The sequence below is a fragment of the Clostridium beijerinckii genome (genome assembly GCA_003129525.1).
In the GTDB taxonomy this organism is placed as follows: domain Bacteria; phylum Bacillota; class Clostridia; order Clostridiales; family Clostridiaceae; genus Clostridium; species Clostridium beijerinckii_D.
Map to the genome: position 1 here is coordinate 369,076 of CP029329.1, position 18,323 is coordinate 387,398.

General features: G+C 27.9%; 15 protein-coding genes and 1 pseudogene. 6 read left to right on the forward strand and 10 right to left on the reverse strand.

The genetic code is table 11. The features are described 5' to 3' along the window. Positions 1 to 175: 175 nt before the first annotated feature. Positions 176 to 2,095 carry a thiamine ABC transporter substrate-binding protein gene (locus DIC82_01515; protein AWK49849.1) on the reverse strand — a complete coding sequence of 640 codons (1,920 nt, stop codon included), beginning with the start codon at positions 2,093 to 2,095 and terminating at the stop codon, positions 176 to 178. Between the two features lie 333 nt (positions 2,096 to 2,428). Here DIC82_01515 and DIC82_01520 point away from each other — a divergent pair, with 333 nt between their 5' ends. Further along, positions 2,429 to 3,043: a TetR/AcrR family transcriptional regulator gene (locus tag DIC82_01520; protein AWK49850.1), complete on the forward strand. Its 615-nt coding sequence runs from the start codon at positions 2,429 to 2,431 to the stop codon at positions 3,041 to 3,043. A 94-nt stretch (positions 3,044 to 3,137) separates the two neighbouring features. Here DIC82_01520 and DIC82_01525 read toward each other — a convergent pair whose 3' ends face one another. After that, on the reverse strand, positions 3,138 to 3,650 hold the full coding sequence (locus DIC82_01525; GenBank protein ID AWK49851.1) for a hypothetical protein: 513 nt from the start codon (positions 3,648 to 3,650) through the stop codon (positions 3,138 to 3,140). A 243-nt stretch (positions 3,651 to 3,893) separates the two neighbouring features. Between DIC82_01525 and DIC82_01530 the strand changes: the two genes are divergently transcribed. Beyond that, positions 3,894 to 5,198 (forward strand): aminotransferase, encoded by a 1,305-nt coding sequence (locus DIC82_01530; GenBank protein ID AWK49852.1) that lies wholly within the window; start codon positions 3,894 to 3,896, stop codon positions 5,196 to 5,198. 215 nt (positions 5,199 to 5,413) lie between these two features. On the opposite strand, the gene DIC82_01535 is transcribed toward DIC82_01530, so the two are convergent. Then, entirely contained in the window at positions 5,414 to 6,631 is a 1,218-nt protein-coding gene (locus DIC82_01535) for a 6-phosphofructokinase (GenBank protein AWK49853.1), read from the reverse strand. 189 nt (positions 6,632 to 6,820) lie between these two features. On the opposite strand from DIC82_01535, the gene DIC82_01540 reads away from it, so the two are divergent. Both DIC82_01540 and DIC82_01545 read left to right on the forward strand, forming a co-directional pair. After that, positions 6,821 to 7,375: a hypothetical protein gene (locus DIC82_01540; protein ID AWK49854.1), complete on the forward strand. Its 555-nt coding sequence runs from the start codon at positions 6,821 to 6,823 to the stop codon at positions 7,373 to 7,375. A gap of 149 nt (positions 7,376 to 7,524) precedes the next feature. Further along, a complete protein-coding gene (locus tag DIC82_01545; protein AWK49855.1) occupies positions 7,525 to 7,950 on the forward strand; it encodes a transcriptional repressor in 426 nt (141 codons plus the stop codon). A 36-nt stretch (positions 7,951 to 7,986) separates the two neighbouring features. Here the strand turns inward: DIC82_01545 and DIC82_01550 are convergent, their stop codons facing one another. The 6 genes and pseudogenes from DIC82_01550 to DIC82_01575 form a co-directional block, all read right to left on the reverse strand. After that, positions 7,987 to 8,892 carry a D-alanine--D-alanine ligase gene (locus tag DIC82_01550; GenBank protein AWK49856.1) on the reverse strand — a complete coding sequence of 302 codons (906 nt, stop codon included), beginning with the start codon at positions 8,890 to 8,892 and terminating at the stop codon, positions 7,987 to 7,989. 237 nt (positions 8,893 to 9,129) lie between these two features. Then, positions 9,130 to 9,756, reverse strand: a complete 627-nt coding sequence (nth, locus tag DIC82_01555; GenBank protein AWK49857.1) for an endonuclease III — start codon at positions 9,754 to 9,756, stop codon at positions 9,130 to 9,132. Positions 9,757 to 9,814: 58 nt separating this feature from the next. Further along, a complete protein-coding gene (locus DIC82_01560; protein AWK49858.1) occupies positions 9,815 to 10,534 on the reverse strand; it encodes a 1-acyl-sn-glycerol-3-phosphate acyltransferase in 720 nt (239 codons plus the stop codon). 362 nt (positions 10,535 to 10,896) lie between these two features. After that, positions 10,897 to 11,486 (reverse strand): annotated as a pseudogene (cysE, locus tag DIC82_01565) (serine O-acetyltransferase). A 272-nt stretch (positions 11,487 to 11,758) separates the two neighbouring features. After that, a complete protein-coding gene (gene cysK, locus DIC82_01570; protein AWK49859.1) occupies positions 11,759 to 12,670 on the reverse strand; it encodes a cysteine synthase A in 912 nt (303 codons plus the stop codon). Between the two features lie 450 nt (positions 12,671 to 13,120). Continuing rightward, a complete protein-coding gene (locus DIC82_01575; GenBank protein ID AWK53009.1) occupies positions 13,121 to 14,368 on the reverse strand; it encodes a hypothetical protein in 1,248 nt (415 codons plus the stop codon). Between the two features lie 403 nt (positions 14,369 to 14,771). Between DIC82_01575 and DIC82_01580 the strand changes: the two genes are divergently transcribed. Further along, complete coding sequence (locus DIC82_01580) at positions 14,772 to 16,835, forward strand: YgiQ family radical SAM protein (protein ID AWK49860.1); 2,064 nt, start codon at positions 14,772 to 14,774, stop codon at positions 16,833 to 16,835. Positions 16,836 to 17,088: 253 nt separating this feature from the next. Beyond that, positions 17,089 to 17,619, forward strand: coding sequence for a hypothetical protein (locus tag DIC82_01585; GenBank protein AWK53010.1), 531 nt, complete (start codon positions 17,089 to 17,091; stop codon positions 17,617 to 17,619). Between the two features lie 36 nt (positions 17,620 to 17,655). Here DIC82_01585 and DIC82_01590 read toward each other — a convergent pair whose 3' ends face one another. Continuing rightward, a complete protein-coding gene (locus tag DIC82_01590) occupies positions 17,656 to 18,309 on the reverse strand; it encodes a hypothetical protein (GenBank protein AWK49861.1) in 654 nt (217 codons plus the stop codon). Positions 18,310 to 18,323 lie beyond the last annotated feature (14 nt).

Below are 18,323 nucleotides of genomic sequence, written 5' to 3' on the forward strand. Positions count from 1 at the left end.
TACATTGGGATAAGTAAAAACGGAACAACTTCTACTGAAGAAATATCTACAGCTAAATCCTCTGATGTAACGCCTCCACAAAAGCATAACCTTCATTTCGGTTTATTAGTAGTAAACTTAAATTTTTACATTACTGCAAGTCTTTTTATATTTCGCAATACCCGTATTTTTAGTACTAGTTTGAACTTTCTTCCCACTCTTCGTAGAGCTTTTCTATAATCTTTTCAAGAACTTTAATTTCTTTACTTACTTTTTCACTTTCAACTGGGTTTGAGTAAATTTCTTCTTTACAAAGTTCTTCTTGTAACTTTTCAAGAGCCTCTTCATTTGTACTTATATTATTTTCTATAGTCTTAATCTCATTTTGTTTGGCTTTAGTTTCTTTATCTAAAGCTTTTTTCTTTTTCTTTTCTTCATTTAATTGAGTTTTAGTTTTTCCTGTTGCTAAACCTTCATAACTTTCAAATCTTTGAGGATTCTTTTTCTTTTCGGTATAATAGGTATAATTACCAAGATATTCTTGAACACCATCTTCTTGTAATTCTAATATTCTATGAATTACTTTATTTAAAAAATATCTATCATGTGAGATTACAATTAATGTACCTTCATAACTTAATATTGCTTCCTCAAGTGCTTCTCTAGATGGAATATCCAAGTGATTTGTAGGTTCATCTAACAGAAGTAAATTTGATTTTGACAGCATTAATTTCAAAAGATTTATTCTACATCTTTCTCCACCACTTAATTTATTTATCTCTTTAAATACATCGTCACCTCTAAAAAGGAAAGAACCAAGAAATCCCCTAAGTTCACTTGTAGTTAGTTCAGGAAAATCGTCCCATACTTCATTTAATACTGTTTTATCTTGATTAAGATTAGATTGTTCTTGATCATAATAACCAACATTAACATTTACACCTAATACTTTAATTCCAGAATCACTTTTAATTTTATCCATTATTATATTGAAAAGAGTAGTTTTACCACGTCCATTTTCACCTATTAATGCAATCTTTTCTCCTCTTTTTAAGTCAAAAGATAAGTTGGAAAATAACTTTTTATCAACATAACTCTTAGCTAAATTTTCAATATGAAGTACATCATATCCACTTTTAACTGATGGTTCAAATTTAATTTTTGATGCAGCTTTTTCTTTATCTGGAGCATCTATAATTTCCATTTTATCAAGTGCTTTTTCTCTGCTTTCAGCTGCCTTTATACTTTTCTCTCTATTAAATGATCTAAATTTTTCTATTATTGCTTCTTGCCTTTTAATTTCTGATTGTTGCAGATTATAAGCTTTTAATTTAGAATCATGATCCTTTTTCATTAATTCTAAGGATTTGGTATATGGTGCATTATAACAATTCACATGACCATTTATAACTTGAAAGGTACCTGTTGTTACAGAATCCAGGAAAAATCTATCATGGGAAATTACAATTACAGTACCTTTATAAGTTTTTAAATATTCTTCTAACCATTCAATTGCTTCTAAGTCCAAATGATTAGTAGGTTCGTCAAGTAACAATATATCTGGGTTTAAAAGTAGTAGCTTACAAAGAGCAACTCTAGTTTTTTGTCCTCCACTTAAGGTTGAAATCAATTTATCAAAATCATTCTCTGTAAACCCAAGTCCTTTAATTACACGAGATATTTCGCCTTTATATGTATATCCGCCTCTATTTTCATAAAGGTCTTGAGCTGTTCCATAATCTTTTATGATTTTTTCATGATAAGCCGCATTCTTTTCATCATAAGGCTCATTCATTTTTACTTCTAAACTTATAATTTTATTTTCTAATTTTGTAAGATCTTCAAAGACAAGTAACATTTCATCATAAATTGTATTACATGAATCTAATGCTAAATGTTGAGCAAGATATCCTAAAGACTTATTTTTATCTATAAAAACTTCTCCATCATCTTGAGTAAGTTCTTTTGAAAGTATTTTAAACAAAGTTGTTTTTCCCTCTCCGTTTGAACCTATTATTCCAACTTTGTCGCCTTCATTAATTGAAAATGTTATGTCCTTTAAAATCGTATTTATCCCATAACTTTTACATATATTTTTACAACTTAAAACAATCATCTTTTATCCTCCAGTAGTTTAACTGAAAATCTAAAATATGCTTAAAATTCACTTCAAATAATAGTTCAAATGCACATTTTGTTAATTGAACTATTATAACAAGCATAGTTCCAAACTTGATTTTCTTTAATAATTATACTATTTTATAAAGGTTATATCAATTCAACTACATTTAAATAAACTTACTAGTCTATTTGAGTCGCCATTTTCTTTCATAGTCCTTAAGCAAATATGAATTGAAATTTAAAACATCCATTTGTAAACAAGCATATAATTTTGCTTATTATTTGATTTGCTTTATAATAAGATGAGAGTATTATTAGGAGGCAAAAGATGACTTTAAAGAATGATAAACTAAGCTTTACCACAAAAAAGAAACAATTAAAAGAAAAAGAGTTATTTTTAGCAGCATATAATTTATTTATTGAAAATGGCATAGAAAAAACATCTATAGACGATATATCCAAAAATGCTGGAGTTGCAAAAGGAACTTTTTATTTGTATTTTAATGATAAATATGATATTTTAAATAAATTAATTCTTCAGAAAAGCAATGAAATCATAAAAGAAGGATTAGCTAAAACAAATGATTTAGGAATTGAAGATTTTAGACAAAGAACATTATTTTTTATAGATTATATAGTTAACTATTTAAAATGCAATGTATCCTTACTAAAGCTTATAAATAAGAATATATCCTGGGGATTATATAGAAAAGCTGTAATGACACCTGAGGAATATGAAGATGTAAAAAAAGTATTGGATATTTTTATTAAAAATTTAACTGATGAAGGAATGAAAAAAGAAGAAGCCGAAATGACATTATTTATGATAATTGAATTAGTTGGTAGCGTGTGCTTTACAACTATTATTTTAAAAGAACCTACAGATATTGAAAGTATAAAGCCAATTTTATTCAAGAAAATTTTAGCTATGCTAACAATTTGAATTTTCTAGATATATAACACCTCGATATTAAAAACCTCTAAAAGTTTTGAATTGTTTTATTTCAAAACTTTTAGAGGTTTTATTACATATTATATTAGTAGTTCTTTTCTTTATCACAATATGACAATGTTAATCTTATTAATCGTTTAACAATTACTCTTGCAATTGGACTTGGAATTCTATATGAGTAAAGTGTTGCAAAAATTCCCGGATGATTTTGCTCAATTTTTGAATAAATTTTATTAACATTATTATCAGAATGAACTCTTTCAAGGTCTTCTGTTTCATCTAAATCCAGGTCGAAACCTCTTAATGCATCAAAAGTAGTAGGTATTATATCACTATCTATGTTTATATTAGTATTAGTATTTATATTTGTATTTGTATTTGTATTAACATTTCTATTGGCAGAATCATAGGACTCACTAGAATAATAGCACAATTGTGGAAGTCCTATTTCAGAAGGAAATAAATCTAAATTAAGATTATTATTAACATTGTTGCTGAAATCATCACGAAGCTTTTTATTAACAAATGAGAATGGAGCAAATCTAATATCTGTATTATCAAAATTAACTTGAGACATATATTTTTGAGCAGGGTTCATTTTATATTACCTCCTATAAATAAATATTGTTCACTACTATTAATAATATTCAATATAGCTGTATATAGTACAAATTTAAGAAGAAAATATATTAGTTAAGCAAGTTAATTCGCATGTACGAGTTAACTAAGTTCAAATATCTGAATATAAAATTTTCACTTTCACTTGAACTTTTTATTATGACTTATACTTAGTGGAACAATAAATATCTTCTAGGAATAATATATATTGGAGGAGATGCATATGAAGATGGAAAATGAGAAAAACATCAAAGATTTATTTATTGGATTAGATGAAAAAGTTTGTGATTCAAATGGACATTGCATAGATGGAATAAACTTTGATAATGCGGCTACTACTCCGCCTATTAAGTCAAGTATTGAATATATTGGAAAATTGAGCAATACTTATGCTTCCATAGGAAGGGGGACAGGTCAAAAGGCAGAAATAACTACTAATTTATATAAAGAATCTAAAAATTTCTTGATGAATTTTTTTAATATAAAAGATACAGAGAAGTATGTTGTTATTTATGTTAATAATACTACTGAAGGTATAAATAAATTAGCTAAAACCCTTGTAAAAGAGCCAAATGAGATAATATTAACTTCAAGAATGGAGCATCACTCAAACGATTTGCCATGGAGAAGTAGAGGAAATATTGAATATATTGAAGTTGATGAAAATGGTAGGCTTAAAATTCAAGAATTAGAACAAAAACTAAAAAAAAATTATGGTAGAGTTAAATATGTGTCTCTTACCGGAGCATCTAATGTTACAGGTTATATTAATGATATTCATTTTATAGCTAAACTAGTTCATAAGTATGATGCTAAATTGATTGTAGATGGCGCACAACTTGTGCCACATAGAAGAGTTAATATTAGTGGAAACTCAGATGATGAACAAATTGATTTTTTGGTATTTTCATCCCACAAAGTTTATTCTCCTTTTGGCGTTGGAGTGATAATAGGATTAAAAGAAGATTTTATAAATTCAAAGCCTGATTATCTAGGAGGTGGAACAGTTGATTTAGTTCTCGATAATGAAGTCACATATCTCCCTCCACCGGATAAAAATGAAGCTGGGACTCAAAATTTTTTAGGGGTAATGTGCTTGATTAATTCATTAAGGACTATAAATACAATTGGATATGACTATATAGAAAAACATGAACATGTCCTTTTAGAGCATACCATCAAAGGACTTAATAGTATTCCTAGCGTAATAAATTATGGAGATACTAAAGATATAAGTGATAGACTTGGAATTGCGACTTTTAATATAGAAAACATGTATCATCACGATGTAGCAGAAGTTTTAGCTAAAAAGAAAGGGATTTCTGTAAGACATGGATGGTTTTGTGCCCATCCTTATTGCAGAAGATTAATGAATGTAAGTGAAAAAGAAGCAAAAGAATTTCTTGAAAATCCCACAAAAAAAATGTTAGGAATGGTAAGAATAAGCTTTGCACTATATAATTCAATTGATGAAGTTAATATTTTTTTAAATGTCCTGGAAGATATTTGCTCAGGAAAAATCAAATAAAAATCTCAGAATTTAGATTAGTAATTAATAATAAAAGTATATCTAATAATTATTATTTCAGCTCTGAATTTAAAAATACTATTAATTATTTATCAAATTTAAGAGATATTCAAAAAAAAATAACAAGTCATTATGCTAGCATCTTTGGCTTGTTATTTTCTTTCATATGCCTAATAAGAATTTGATTCATATTTATACATACAATTATTCTAAAATTATTGATTAAATACTTTATATTTCGGAAGATTTCCTTCAAAAGTTAAATTTGGAAGACCTTTTATTAATGGTTCAAAATAAGAACATGCCTCGTCAGTTATAAAGTTTCCTGCTTCATTAATCCATTCTTCAGGAAAATATTTCACATTATTAGCTACTTTCTCAGCATCAACTAAAGAATAAACAACTTCATAAGGTTTATTACATTCTCTATTAATGTTAACCATTTTACCAGTTTGACCTTCAGATGCATATTTCAAAGCCATTTCACCAACATTATAAGCTTCTTTTAAATCAGTATCTGAAGCACAATGCATTGCACAGCGTTGAAGAATTCCAAGTTCTACTGCTTTAACTCTAGTTGTAAAACCTTCTTCAAGAATTAACATTCTTAAATAATTCGAAACTCCACCTAGTTGAGCATGTCCAAATTTATCTTCAGATACACATTCAAATTCAGAAATAAAGTTTCCATCTTTATCTCTTATTCCCTCAGAAACTACTATATAGACTTTATTCTGTTCTTCAAATTTTTGTTTAACATCTTTTATAAATTTTTCTTTATCAAAGATTGCTTCAGGAAGATATATAAAATCTGCTACTGGTTTATTATCAAGTTTTGCAATACAAGCTGAAGCAGCAAGCCATCCAGTGTCTCTTCCCATAGTTTCTAAGATAAATATACCATTATTAATATAAACTGATGCGTCTAAATACGTTTCAATCACAGTTGTTCCTATAAATTTTGCTGCACTCCCAAAACCAGGAGTATGATCAGTAAATTTTAAATCATTATCTATAGTTTTAGGAATACCTATAAATTTTATATCAATATTATTAATTTTTGCATATTTTGAAAGCTTAGCAATAGTGTCCATAGAATCATTTCCACCAACATAAAAAAATGATGTTATCTCATATTCTCTTAGAATATTTATTAAATTTTCATATTCTTGACTGCAAGAATCCATATCTTTCAATTTATATCTACAAGATCCTAATCCAGAAGATGGCGTAAACCTAAAGTTGTTAATTTCTTCATCAGAAACTAATGATAAATCAATTATGTTTTTATTTAATATACCCTCAATACCATTTAATCCACCATATACCTTTTCAAAAGTTTTTAGTTCATTATTAGCATTTAAAAGTCCTACTACACTTGAATTAATTACTGATGTTGGACCTCCTGATTGGGCTATTATACAATTTGACATTAAATTTCCTCCTTGTTTGTTATACTAAACAGTTTATATGTGATATACTATTCAACTATAGTAATACACTATTTATTAATATACAATAAAAAAAACATTTAATAAAGACTTTTTTGATTTTTTTTTGCATATATTTAAGAAAACTTTAATTACTATAGATTAAGTTTAATATTTAGAGGAGATGATAAAATGAATTTATATGGTGTTATAATAATAGCAATTGCATTAGCCATGGATGCTTTTGGAGTAACCCTAGGTATTGGTTTAAATCCAATACTAAAAAAACAACATAAAATAAAATTTCTATTATCTTTCGCATTTTTTCAATTTTTATTTACATATGTAGGAGGAAGTTTAGGATATTTATTTGACACATATATTACTAGTATTTCTTCTATTGCAGGTGGAATAATTATGGGAATTATAGGAATACTCATTATAATAGATGGATTTAACCAAAAGGAAAAAGAGCTCCTAATAAAAAATAGCACCTGCATAATACTTGGAATATCAGTTAGTATAGATGCTTTAGTCATTGGTTTTACTGTTTTTCATCAAGTTTCAAGAAACTTATTACTTTTTATTAATTCAATTTTGATTGGACTAATAACACTATTTATTTGTACACTAGGTTTTTTTGTTTGTAGATATATAAAAAGAATAAAATTTGTAACGAGATATGCAAACCTTTTTGCAGGTATTGCACTCATATTTTTTGGTTTTAAAATGATATTTTTTAATTAACTAAATAGAGAGCAAGAAATGTTCTTAATTGCAGCATAGCTGCTTTTTTATAATGTGCATATTTTTCGGATTTAAAATGATATTTTTTTAATGAAATTGTCTTCTTATGATATAATATATTTAATATTTAGTTGTTAGGGGATATGAAAATGGAACCAAAAGAAATTCTAAAAGTAAAAGAGATTAAGATTACTAAAGGAAGAATAGAACTTTTAAATATATTAAAAAACTTAGAAAACAGTTCATCTGCTGAAAAAATATATCAAATTTATAGAGACAATAACATAAATATTAATTTAAGTACAATTTATAGAACGTTGGAATTATTTGAGGATAAAGAAATTATAGAAAAAATAACTCTTAACGATGGAGTATTTGCATATAAACTTAAAGGGAAAACACACAGACATCATTTGGAATGTGATATTTGCCATAAAGAAGTTGAAATTCCATGCCCTATGCTTCAAATTCAAGAAATAGTTCAAAATTCAACAGGTTTCACTTTAACAGACCATGACTTAGTCATGAAAGGTGTATGCCAAGATTGCAAAAAGAAAAATACTAAATCAAAGTAAAAATACAGGTATTGTAAAATACCTGTATTTTTTGTATTATCTAATTATTTTCATTGAATCTTCTATTATCATATCTATTAGTTTTGAAAAACTTATATTTAAAGCTGCTGCACTTTTAGGAATTAAACTATTTTTAGTCATTCCCGGAAGTGTGTTTACCTCTAAAATATAAGGTATTCCCTGTTCTGTAACTATCATATCAACTCTAGAATAAACTTCACATTTTAATGCTTTATACGTTGCTAGTGCCATTTTTTCTACTTCCTCATGTAATTTTTTTTCTAATTCCACTACAATCTCTTCCGCTCCACCATCTTGATACTTTGAAGCAAAATCAAAGAATTCTGATTTTGGCTTTATAGCAATTACTGGCAACATTTTATCTCCGTAAACAGGACAAGTTATCTCATCACCTTTTATAAATTTTTCTATCATAACTTCATTATCCCATTTGAAAGCTTCTAAGACACAATTTTGAATATCCTTTTCTTCTTTTACAATAAATGTTGCTACACTTGATCCACCATGAGTTGGCTTAACTACAACAGGATATCCTAATTCATTTATTTTATTAAAATCTACATTATCATTTTTTCTTAAATTAATCCAAGGTGCAGTTCGGATTCCAGCAGCGATTAGAATAGATTTTGATACATCTTTATCCATACACATAGCACTGCTTAAAGGTCCACAACCTGAGTATGGTATTCCTAAAGTTTGAAGTACTGCTTGAACAGTCCCATCTTCTCCAAATTGACCATGTAATGCCAAAAGTGCAAAATCTATTCCTTTAGACTTAGTTATTATATCTTCCTTTTTATCTATAACTATTGGTATTATTTCATATTTATCCTTATTTATATTCTCAACTATAGAATTCCCACTTTTTAATGATATTTCTCTTTCTGATGATATCCCGCCCATTATAACTCCAATTTTCATAAATTGCCTCCAAATATTTATTAATTATCACTGTCTAATCACAAAATGATAAATCATTTAATTTAGTTATTACAGCATATAATAATTTTAATAAATTAATCCTAAAATTAAAAGAACCACTAAGTCTGCAAATTATCTTAACTGTGGTTTATTTTAATATGTAATAACTATTTATATATAATTTTTAACTATTTGATTTAGCCATATTTAAATACAAATACAAACTTTAAGTTATACTTATACATTATTTGCATATTTACATAAATGACTTAAAGGACATTCCATACATTTAGGATTTCTAGCAGTGCAACATCTTCTACCATGAAATATCAAAAGATGGTGCATAAGTATCCACTCTTTTTTAGGTAATTCTCCTTGCAATTGCATCTCTACGTCCAAAACATTATCTGATTTTGCAAGTTCTAATCTGTTCGAAACTCTAAATACATGAGTATCTACAGCTATAGATGGTACATTAAATGCATTGGATAAAACAACATTAGCTGTTTTTCTTCCAGCTCCAGCAAGTGACATTATTTCTTCCATAGTCTTCGGAACTTCTCCATTAAATTTTTCTTTTAGCTGCCTAAACATAAGTATTAAATTCTTAGATTTATTTCTATATAATCCTATTTGCTTTATTCTTTCTTCAAGTTCGTCATTCGTTACTGTCAAAAAAGCATCTAAATCTGGATAATCTATAAATAAATCTTTAGTAACTTCATTTACTTTCTTATCGGTTGTTTGAGCTGATAATATTGTAGCTATAAGCAATTGAAATGGTGTCTCGTGATTTAATTCACATTTTGCATCAGGATATGTTTCTTTCAAAATATCTACAATTTTCTTTGTCCTTGCTTTCATATATTATATAAACTCCTTATCTAGGCATATTCAAGAAATAACAAGTCAATATGATAGTCTATTTTGTATCATATGCCTTGTAAATCCCTCTATATTCTTCAGGCAAAAGATTTGCTATGCTTCTCATTAGGTTATCCATGCACCTATCTTCATATTCATGTCTATCTTCATCTTTTTCTTTTGGCGGAAATACAATTTTTTGTCCTATATTTATAGTCACATTTGCATTTTGCCATTTTTCTGAACCCATATGACCATCTTTACTTATTGGTAATAGCTTATCCGTTCCAGCCATACCAATTGGGATTATTTCTGCCTTTGACATTCTAGCAAATAATAATATACCCTTTTTACCTTCTATCATTCCACCCGTTCTACTTCTAGTACCTTCTGGGAATATTAAAACATCGTCTCCACCTTTAAGAGCCTTCACCACTTTAGTAATAGCCTCCTTATCAGCTGAACTAGGCTTTATTGGTATATTTTTAACTATTTGAGTCCCAAGCTTAGTTATTGGATCATCTGTTAATTTTACTCCAGCTACAAAATACGGGTCACTTTTCTCTTTTAATATTTTTGATAAAACCAAACCGTCTGCATTGCTTAAGTGATTACATACAAATATTCGTGGTTTTTTCACATTATCTATATTATCTATACCATTAATTATTATATTGGCATATTTTTTCATATAATTAGCAACTATTTTTTTACTTACCTTTATAACTAATCCTTCTGGCAACCTTTTTATGATTGCTATTGCAATTGGTGATAACATCTCTTCCCAACCTTTCTTATAAAAACTGTATATTTATTTTATTATATATTTCATATGATTACATTATATAGATATTCTTTAATTATTTATAGCTTAAAATGCTAAATCAAGCACATTATTGTACTAATATCCATATATATTATATATTTTTTCATATACCTATGCAATTCTTAAAATATTAGTATCTATAATAGTAATATTTTTTTAATAACTTTCAGTTTTTTTAATAAATTATTTGTATGTTTTAAATTATATAACTCCCCAAACGTAAAAAGATATGAACATTAAACTTGTTCATACCTTTCACATCTAATCATTAGGAAATATTTATCCGATAGCTAGTATCCGTAACACTCGTATATTTAAATAACCATTTCATTAAATATTTTCTTTTTACGTCCTTTTATATCACTTATTTCAATTATAGTTGCAGTAGCTGTAATTCTTACAATATTTTTAGCTGGACTTCCTACTGCTGTTGCTCTTTCTGGTACATTTTTTAAAACTACAGCATTCGATCCTATCTTAGCACCTTTTCCTACATTAATTGGTCCAAGTACTTTTGCTCCTGTTCCTATTAATACATCATCTCCAATAGTAGGATGTCTTTTCCCTACATCTTTTCCTGTGCCCCCAGCGTTACTCCATGATAAAGGGTCACATTATCTCCAACCTCAGCAGTTTCTCCAATTACTACACCCATTCCATGATCTATAAATAATCCTTTTCCTATTTTAGCTCCTGGATGAATTTCTATACCTGTAAAGAATCTAGATAATTGTGAAATTAATCTAGCTAAGAAAAACCTGTTATTCAAATAAAGAAAATGTGCTATTCTATATGCTATTAATGCATGAATACATGGATATAATAAAAATACTTCTATTTTACTTTTAGCTGCTGGATCTTCATTTAAAATTCTTTCTAGATCATAATTTAATCTCTTAAACACAGCTTATTCTCCTTTTTTCATAGTTTTCAGTAGAATTTGTTAAAAGAAACTCGACTCACATACGTTCGCTGAGTACTCACAGAGTAAGCGACCATCATCAAATTATAAATTTGAGATGTCTGCTTAACTGATTCACACAGAATGAATAAGGAAGTTAACTAGCAGAGCTAGTTAACTAAGTTCCAATAACCAAATACAAGATGCTCACAGAGAAAGTTCTGCTGACCAAATATAAAATTTGGAGCATCACTTTTGGTTTCTCACTTATCTACTTAGTCGTATAGTCCCATTGATATATATTTTTCTCCTCCATCTGGAGCAATAGCTAATACCTTTTTACCTTTTCCAAGTTTTTTCGCAACTTCTATAGCTGCATATACTGCTGCTCCTGAGGAAATTCCAATCAATATACCTTCAGTTTCAGCAAATGCCTTTGCTGTTTTAAACGCATCTCCATCTTTTACTTGTAGTATTTCATCTACATATTCTTTTTCATAAATTCCCGGAACAAATCCAGCTCCAATTCCTTGAATTTTGTGTCCACCTGGATTTCCACCACTTAAAACTGGTGAACTAGCTGGTTCAACTGCAATGGCTTTAATATTAGGATTTTTCTTTTTCAAGTTTTTAGATATTCCTACTACAGTTCCACCTGTACCAACGCCTCCTACAATTGCATCTAATTCCGGTATATCTTTATATATTTCTTCTGCTGTTGTTTCATAGTGCTTTTCTGGATTAGCTATATTTTCAAATTGTTGTGGAATAAAGAAACCTTCTCCACTTCCTATTTCTTCAGCTTTTTCTATAGCACCTTTCATTCCTTTGGTACCTTCAGTTAATATAAGTTCTGCACCATAAGCTTTAATTAAATCTCTTCTTTCCTTACTCATTGTTTCTGGCATAATTATAATAACTTTATAACCTCTTAATTTACCTATAAATGCAAGTGCTATTCCTGTATTTCCACTTGTTGGTTCCACTATTGTTGTTCCCGGTTTTAATATTCCTTCTCTTTCAGCTTTTTCAACCATTCCAAGAGCTGCTCTATCCTTAACACTTCCACCTGGATTAAATTTTTCAAGCTTAACATATATGTCTGCAATATTTTCATCTTTAATTAAATTGTTTACCTTCAAAATTGGTGTGTTTCCGATTAATTCTAGTCCTCCATTATAAATCATATTATTTATCCTCCTAAAATTTATATTCATCATCTAATTTTTCTTTTTTAGTATTCTTAATTTGAATATTTCTTCTACTTGTTTGTATAACAAAAAAACTCCATCTCCTATAAACATATAGAGACGAAGTAAAATTTCGCGGTTCCACTCTAATTGGATTAAGTAATTAATCCCTCTCAGTTAAGACACTTTAAAATGCCATATCACTATAACGGGTGAACCCGGAGAATCTTACTATACTTCAGATTTCAACTCCAAAGGGCACTTCACATAAATTCTTGATAAAAAGTTCTCAGCTTTCTTTTCTCTCTGTAAACTTCCTTCATGTTACTTTCCTTTTTCATAGTTTTTAATTCTTAGTACTTTACTATGGTTTATAGTATTATTATATTCTATATAACAAAAAAGTCAACACTTTTTAAGAATTTTCCTTAAAAAATGTCGACTTTATTAATTTTTCTTTTTCCAAAGAGGATATAAAAATTCATCTATTAAGTCATGAATAATTACTATTCCTACTAGTCTTTCCTCTTCATCTACTACTGGTACAGAATTTAAATCATATTTTGCTGCAACTTCTATAACTTCATTTATTTCATCATCATGCTTTACACGTGATACTATTTCATCCATTATTTCTTTTATTTTTATATTAGTATCATTTATTATTAAATCTCTTAAAGAAACCACACCTTCAATATGTTCTTCTTCATTTGTTATATATATATAATGAATAACTTCTTCATCTGGTTTCATTTCTTTTAACATTTCAATTGTATCTCCAACAGTAATATCTAGATTAACAGATATAAATTCTTTACTCATTATACTACCAACAGTTTCATCTTCGTATTTTAAAAGTTCCTTAACCTCATCTGCATCTTCCTTTTCTAGATTTACTAATATTTTTTCTCTTTCTTCTTCATCTAAATCATCTAATAAATCAGCAATTTCATCATTAGGCATATTTTCTAATACTTCAACAGTTTTACTATCTGATAACTCCTTAATTATAGTTCCTTTGTATTCTGAATCTATTTCTTCTAGAGTGTCAGCTGCTAAATCTTCATCTAAAGACTCTAATACTTGCTTTCTTGAATTTGTATCTAAATTTTCTAATATATCTGCAAGGTCAGCAGGATGTAGCGTTGATAACTTCTTATATGGCTCAGTTAATTTTAGATTATTATCAACCATTTCTAAGGATTCAACATCATCCCATCTTAAAACTTTATCTTCTAAGTCTTTTCTCATAAACTTATATAAAAACTTCATAATGCCTGCTATCTTTAATCTTCTATATCTAGCGAGTGGTCCTGTTTCAACTCCAATAACCCTATACTCTCCAGCAATTTTTGCAATCCTTAAATCATTAACTCTAACAACTTGCTTTCCATTTATATCAACTATCTTTTTATCTAATAGATTTTCAGAAAGAAGATAACTATATCTCATTGGAAGTATTTCTTTACTTCCCCTTGTTTTTATCTTAACTTTTCCATCTTTATTGGCAAACTCTATATACCTAAATTCATAATGAAATGTCACTCCATCTCTTTTGAGTTTATAACCAATTACTCTAGGATAACCTTCTTCTGTAGTTACATAAACATCTCTTAAAAGCCCTAAAACATCTCCAAATTCATCATAGACCTTTTTATCTATAATATTTGTATATAGAAATATAGATAATTCCATCATAACTATGTCCTCCCTACTTTCGCACAGAAAGAAAGTCTTTAAATGGAACTCATACTTCTAAATAAATCTTACCTTTACTTATACATTTTGAGTTTGCTTTCAGATAAAAGACTTTTCTTCTGAATATATTTAGTTTTTGCTATATTGTATTTTATATTCTGAGGTCCATCCTCCATCTTATTCACCACCCTTATATATTACTATCTCTACTTATTATATTACATAGACGTAAAAACGCAATAAATTTTTATTCCTTAGAAGTATTTTTAAATTCACCTAGTCTTGAATATAAAATCTTCCATATATTATATGTGTATATTGTTTGTAAACTAATTATTGTTATGTTAATATACTTTAAGAATAAACTTTGAAGAATTTAAAGAATTGGAGTTAATAATATATGAAACTTTGCAAGGAATTTTTACCTATTAGTAAAGAGGATTTAGAAAAAAGAAAAATTGAACAGCTAGATTTTATTATTGTTTCTGGTGATGCTTATGTAGATCATCCTTCTTTCGGAACTGCTATTATAGGTAGAACCCTTGAAGCACAGGGTTTTACTGTTGGAATTATAGCTCAACCAAGATGGAATGATTGCGAAGACTTTAAAACACTTGGTAAACCTAAGTATGGTTTTTTAGTTAATTCAGGAAACATAGACTCTATGGTTAATCATTACACTACTGCCAAAAGAACAAGGCGTGAAGATTTATATTCTCCCGGTGGTGAAGCTGGTCATAGACCTGATAGAGCTGTTATAGTTTACTGTAATAGAATACGAGAAGCTTATAAAGATGTAACTATTGCAATCGGCGGAATAGAAGCAAGTCTGAGACGATTTGCACATTATGATTATTGGGATAATAAGGTACGACGCAGTATTCTTGTGGATTCAAAAGCGGATCTATTAATGTATGGTATGGGCGAAAAGACGGTAGTTCAGCTTGCTGATTTATTAAGATATGGCGCAAGTATTAAAAATATTACTACTGTACGTGGAACTTGTTATTTAACTAAAGATGTGTCCAATATTAAAAATGCAGTTACATTACCTTCCTTTGAAGAAGTATCTACTGATAAAAAGGCTTATGGTGAAGCTTATAAATTAGAATATTATGAACAGGACTCTATAAATGGACGCACTTTAATTCAAAAATATGGAGATAGATATTTAGTTCAGAATCCTCCTCAAGAAGACTTAACACAAGAAGAAATGGATATAACCTATGATTTGCCTTATACAAGGACATATCATCCAATATATGAAGCTAAAGGTGGAATACCTGCAATACAAGAAGTTGAATTTTCAATAACTAGTCATAGAGGATGTTTTGGTTCATGTTCCTTTTGTGCTTTAACTTTTCACCAAGGAAGAGTTATTCAAAATAGAGGCCAAGAATCAATAATTGAAGAGGCAAAACTATTAACAACTTTGCCTAACTTCAAAGGATATATCCATGATGTTGGAGGACCTACTGCAAACTTTAGGCATAGAGCTTGTAATAAGCAAATAGAGCATGGAACTTGTAAAAATAAACAATGTATGTTCCCAGTTCCTTGTAAAAACTTAATAATTGATCATACTGAATATCTTTCACTTTTAAAGAAAATTAGAAATCTTCCTGGAATAAAAAAAGTATTTGTTCGTTCAGGAATTAGATATGATTATCTTATACATGATAAAAATGATTCCTTTTTTAAAGAATTATGTGAACATCATATAAGTGGTCAATTAAAGGTTGCTCCAGAGCATGTTGTTCCCAGAGTATTAAATCAAATGGGTAAGCCAACAAAGGAAATTTATGATAGATTTGTTAATAAGTATTTTCAAATAAATGATAAACTAGATAAAAAACAATTTTTAGTTCCTTATTTAATGTCCTCTCACCCTGGTTCAGACTTAAAGGCAGCAATAGAGCTAGCTGAATATATAAAACAAATGGGATATACACCAGAGCAAGTACAAGATTTTTACCCAACTCCAGGTAGTTTATCAACTACAATGTATTATACGGGTGTTAATCCAATTACAGGAGAAGAAGTTTATATTCCAACAACTTCCGAAGAAAAAGATATGCAAAGAGCATTAATACAATTTGCTGTACCTAAAAACCATCTAAAGGTTAAGAAAGCATTAATCAAAGCCCATAGAGAAGATTTAATTGGTAACGGAAAAGATTGCTTAATAGGATTTGTTCCCGGAAAGCTTGGCTATCAAGGCAAACATAAAAATAACAGTAAATCTTCTACTGATAACGTGACTAAAAATAGTAGTGATTCCTCTAAAAGAAAATCAGTTACTAGTAAAAATAATAATTCTAATATAAACAACAAGAATTCTTCTAATAAAAACTCAAATGTTACTGGAAATAATAATTCAAATAATAATTCAAAAAATATTTCAAATAAAAATTCAAAAAGCTCTGTTCGAAAGAACAGCAATACTAAAAAAAGAGTACATTAAAAGAATAGCTATCTTACGATAACATTGCATTTGTGAGGTAGCTATTTGTATTTAAAGAAAATTATTCTTGTTTATATAGCCCCTATTCTTATGGTAATATAAATAATATAATTTAATCTATTATGTTAGATTAAATTATATTATTTAACCTTCAACTTATTTTAAAATATTGAATGTATTTAGTTTAAATAGAAATTGAGATTATTTATTCATACTAGAGAGATATAACTTAAGTAGAAATGGGATGGTAATTATTAATAAAAATATTTATATAATGATAAGTCAAACTGGGACAAACTGTTCAAAAATATTTCAATTATTTACACGTGCGCCATATAACCATGCTTCCATAGCTCTTGATGAAGATCTCAATTCATTATATAGCTTTGCTAGACAAAATTTATATATGCCTCTAATTGCAGGTTTTGTTAAGGAAGATGTAAATGAAGGTGTTTATAAAGCGCATGATGATACTCTATGCCAAATTTATCGTATATCTATATCTGAAAATCAATACTTAACTCTTCAACAATCAATACTTAACTTTGAAGAAAATAAAGATAAATATGGATATAACTTTGCAGGACTTGTAGCCATGTTGTTTAATATACCTTATAAGAGGCAATACCATTATGTTTGCTCACAGTTTGTAGCTTATGTATTGCAAGAATCTAAATCTGTTAAATTAAAAAAACATTTTTCTTTAATGCGTCCACAAGATTTCCCTTCTTTATCTGGATTAGATTTAATCTACTCGGGAAAATTAGCAGACTATACAGTGTAGTAAAAATGAGCTGTCTCTATTGAAACAGCTCATTTTTTATGTTTTCGAATATACTTTAAATTTTTTTAATACTGAATTTATAATTATGAGGAATATCACATCCCCTATTACTGAATATGGAAAAATTTTAATTCCACCTAAAATAATAACATTTTCTATCATTGTTATTGAAATTGCTATTATTATAGACCATATACCCATTTTATTTACAAAAGGTTTATCTAGTAGAATTACATTTAATACAAATAAAGCTCCAAGTAATATCAATGAAAATAAAAATAAAGTTGTTTCTTTATCTATATCTAATATAAAGCCATATAAGTAGCTTACTTGCACTGTCACTTTAGAAATATATATTATTTCCATATAAATAACACATATTATTATTGCAATAATATAACTACCATCAAAATTTAATTTTTCCGATCTTACATAAATATAAGTTATAGCTAATATTATAAGCGGAATTGATAAATGATTTAAAAATATTATTGATTTTAAATAATATATTATAGTGCTGTTCTTTAATATACACAAAAGAAATAATGCTATATTTCTTAATAAAAATAATGTAATTACCAGGGTTAAATAAATTTTTATTTTCTTTGGTGAAACTTCTAAATTCTTTTTCATAATTGAAATAGACAAAAAAATTATAAGTAACAAAAACAAATAGTATGCAAAGTTCACAAAATTACGCTCCC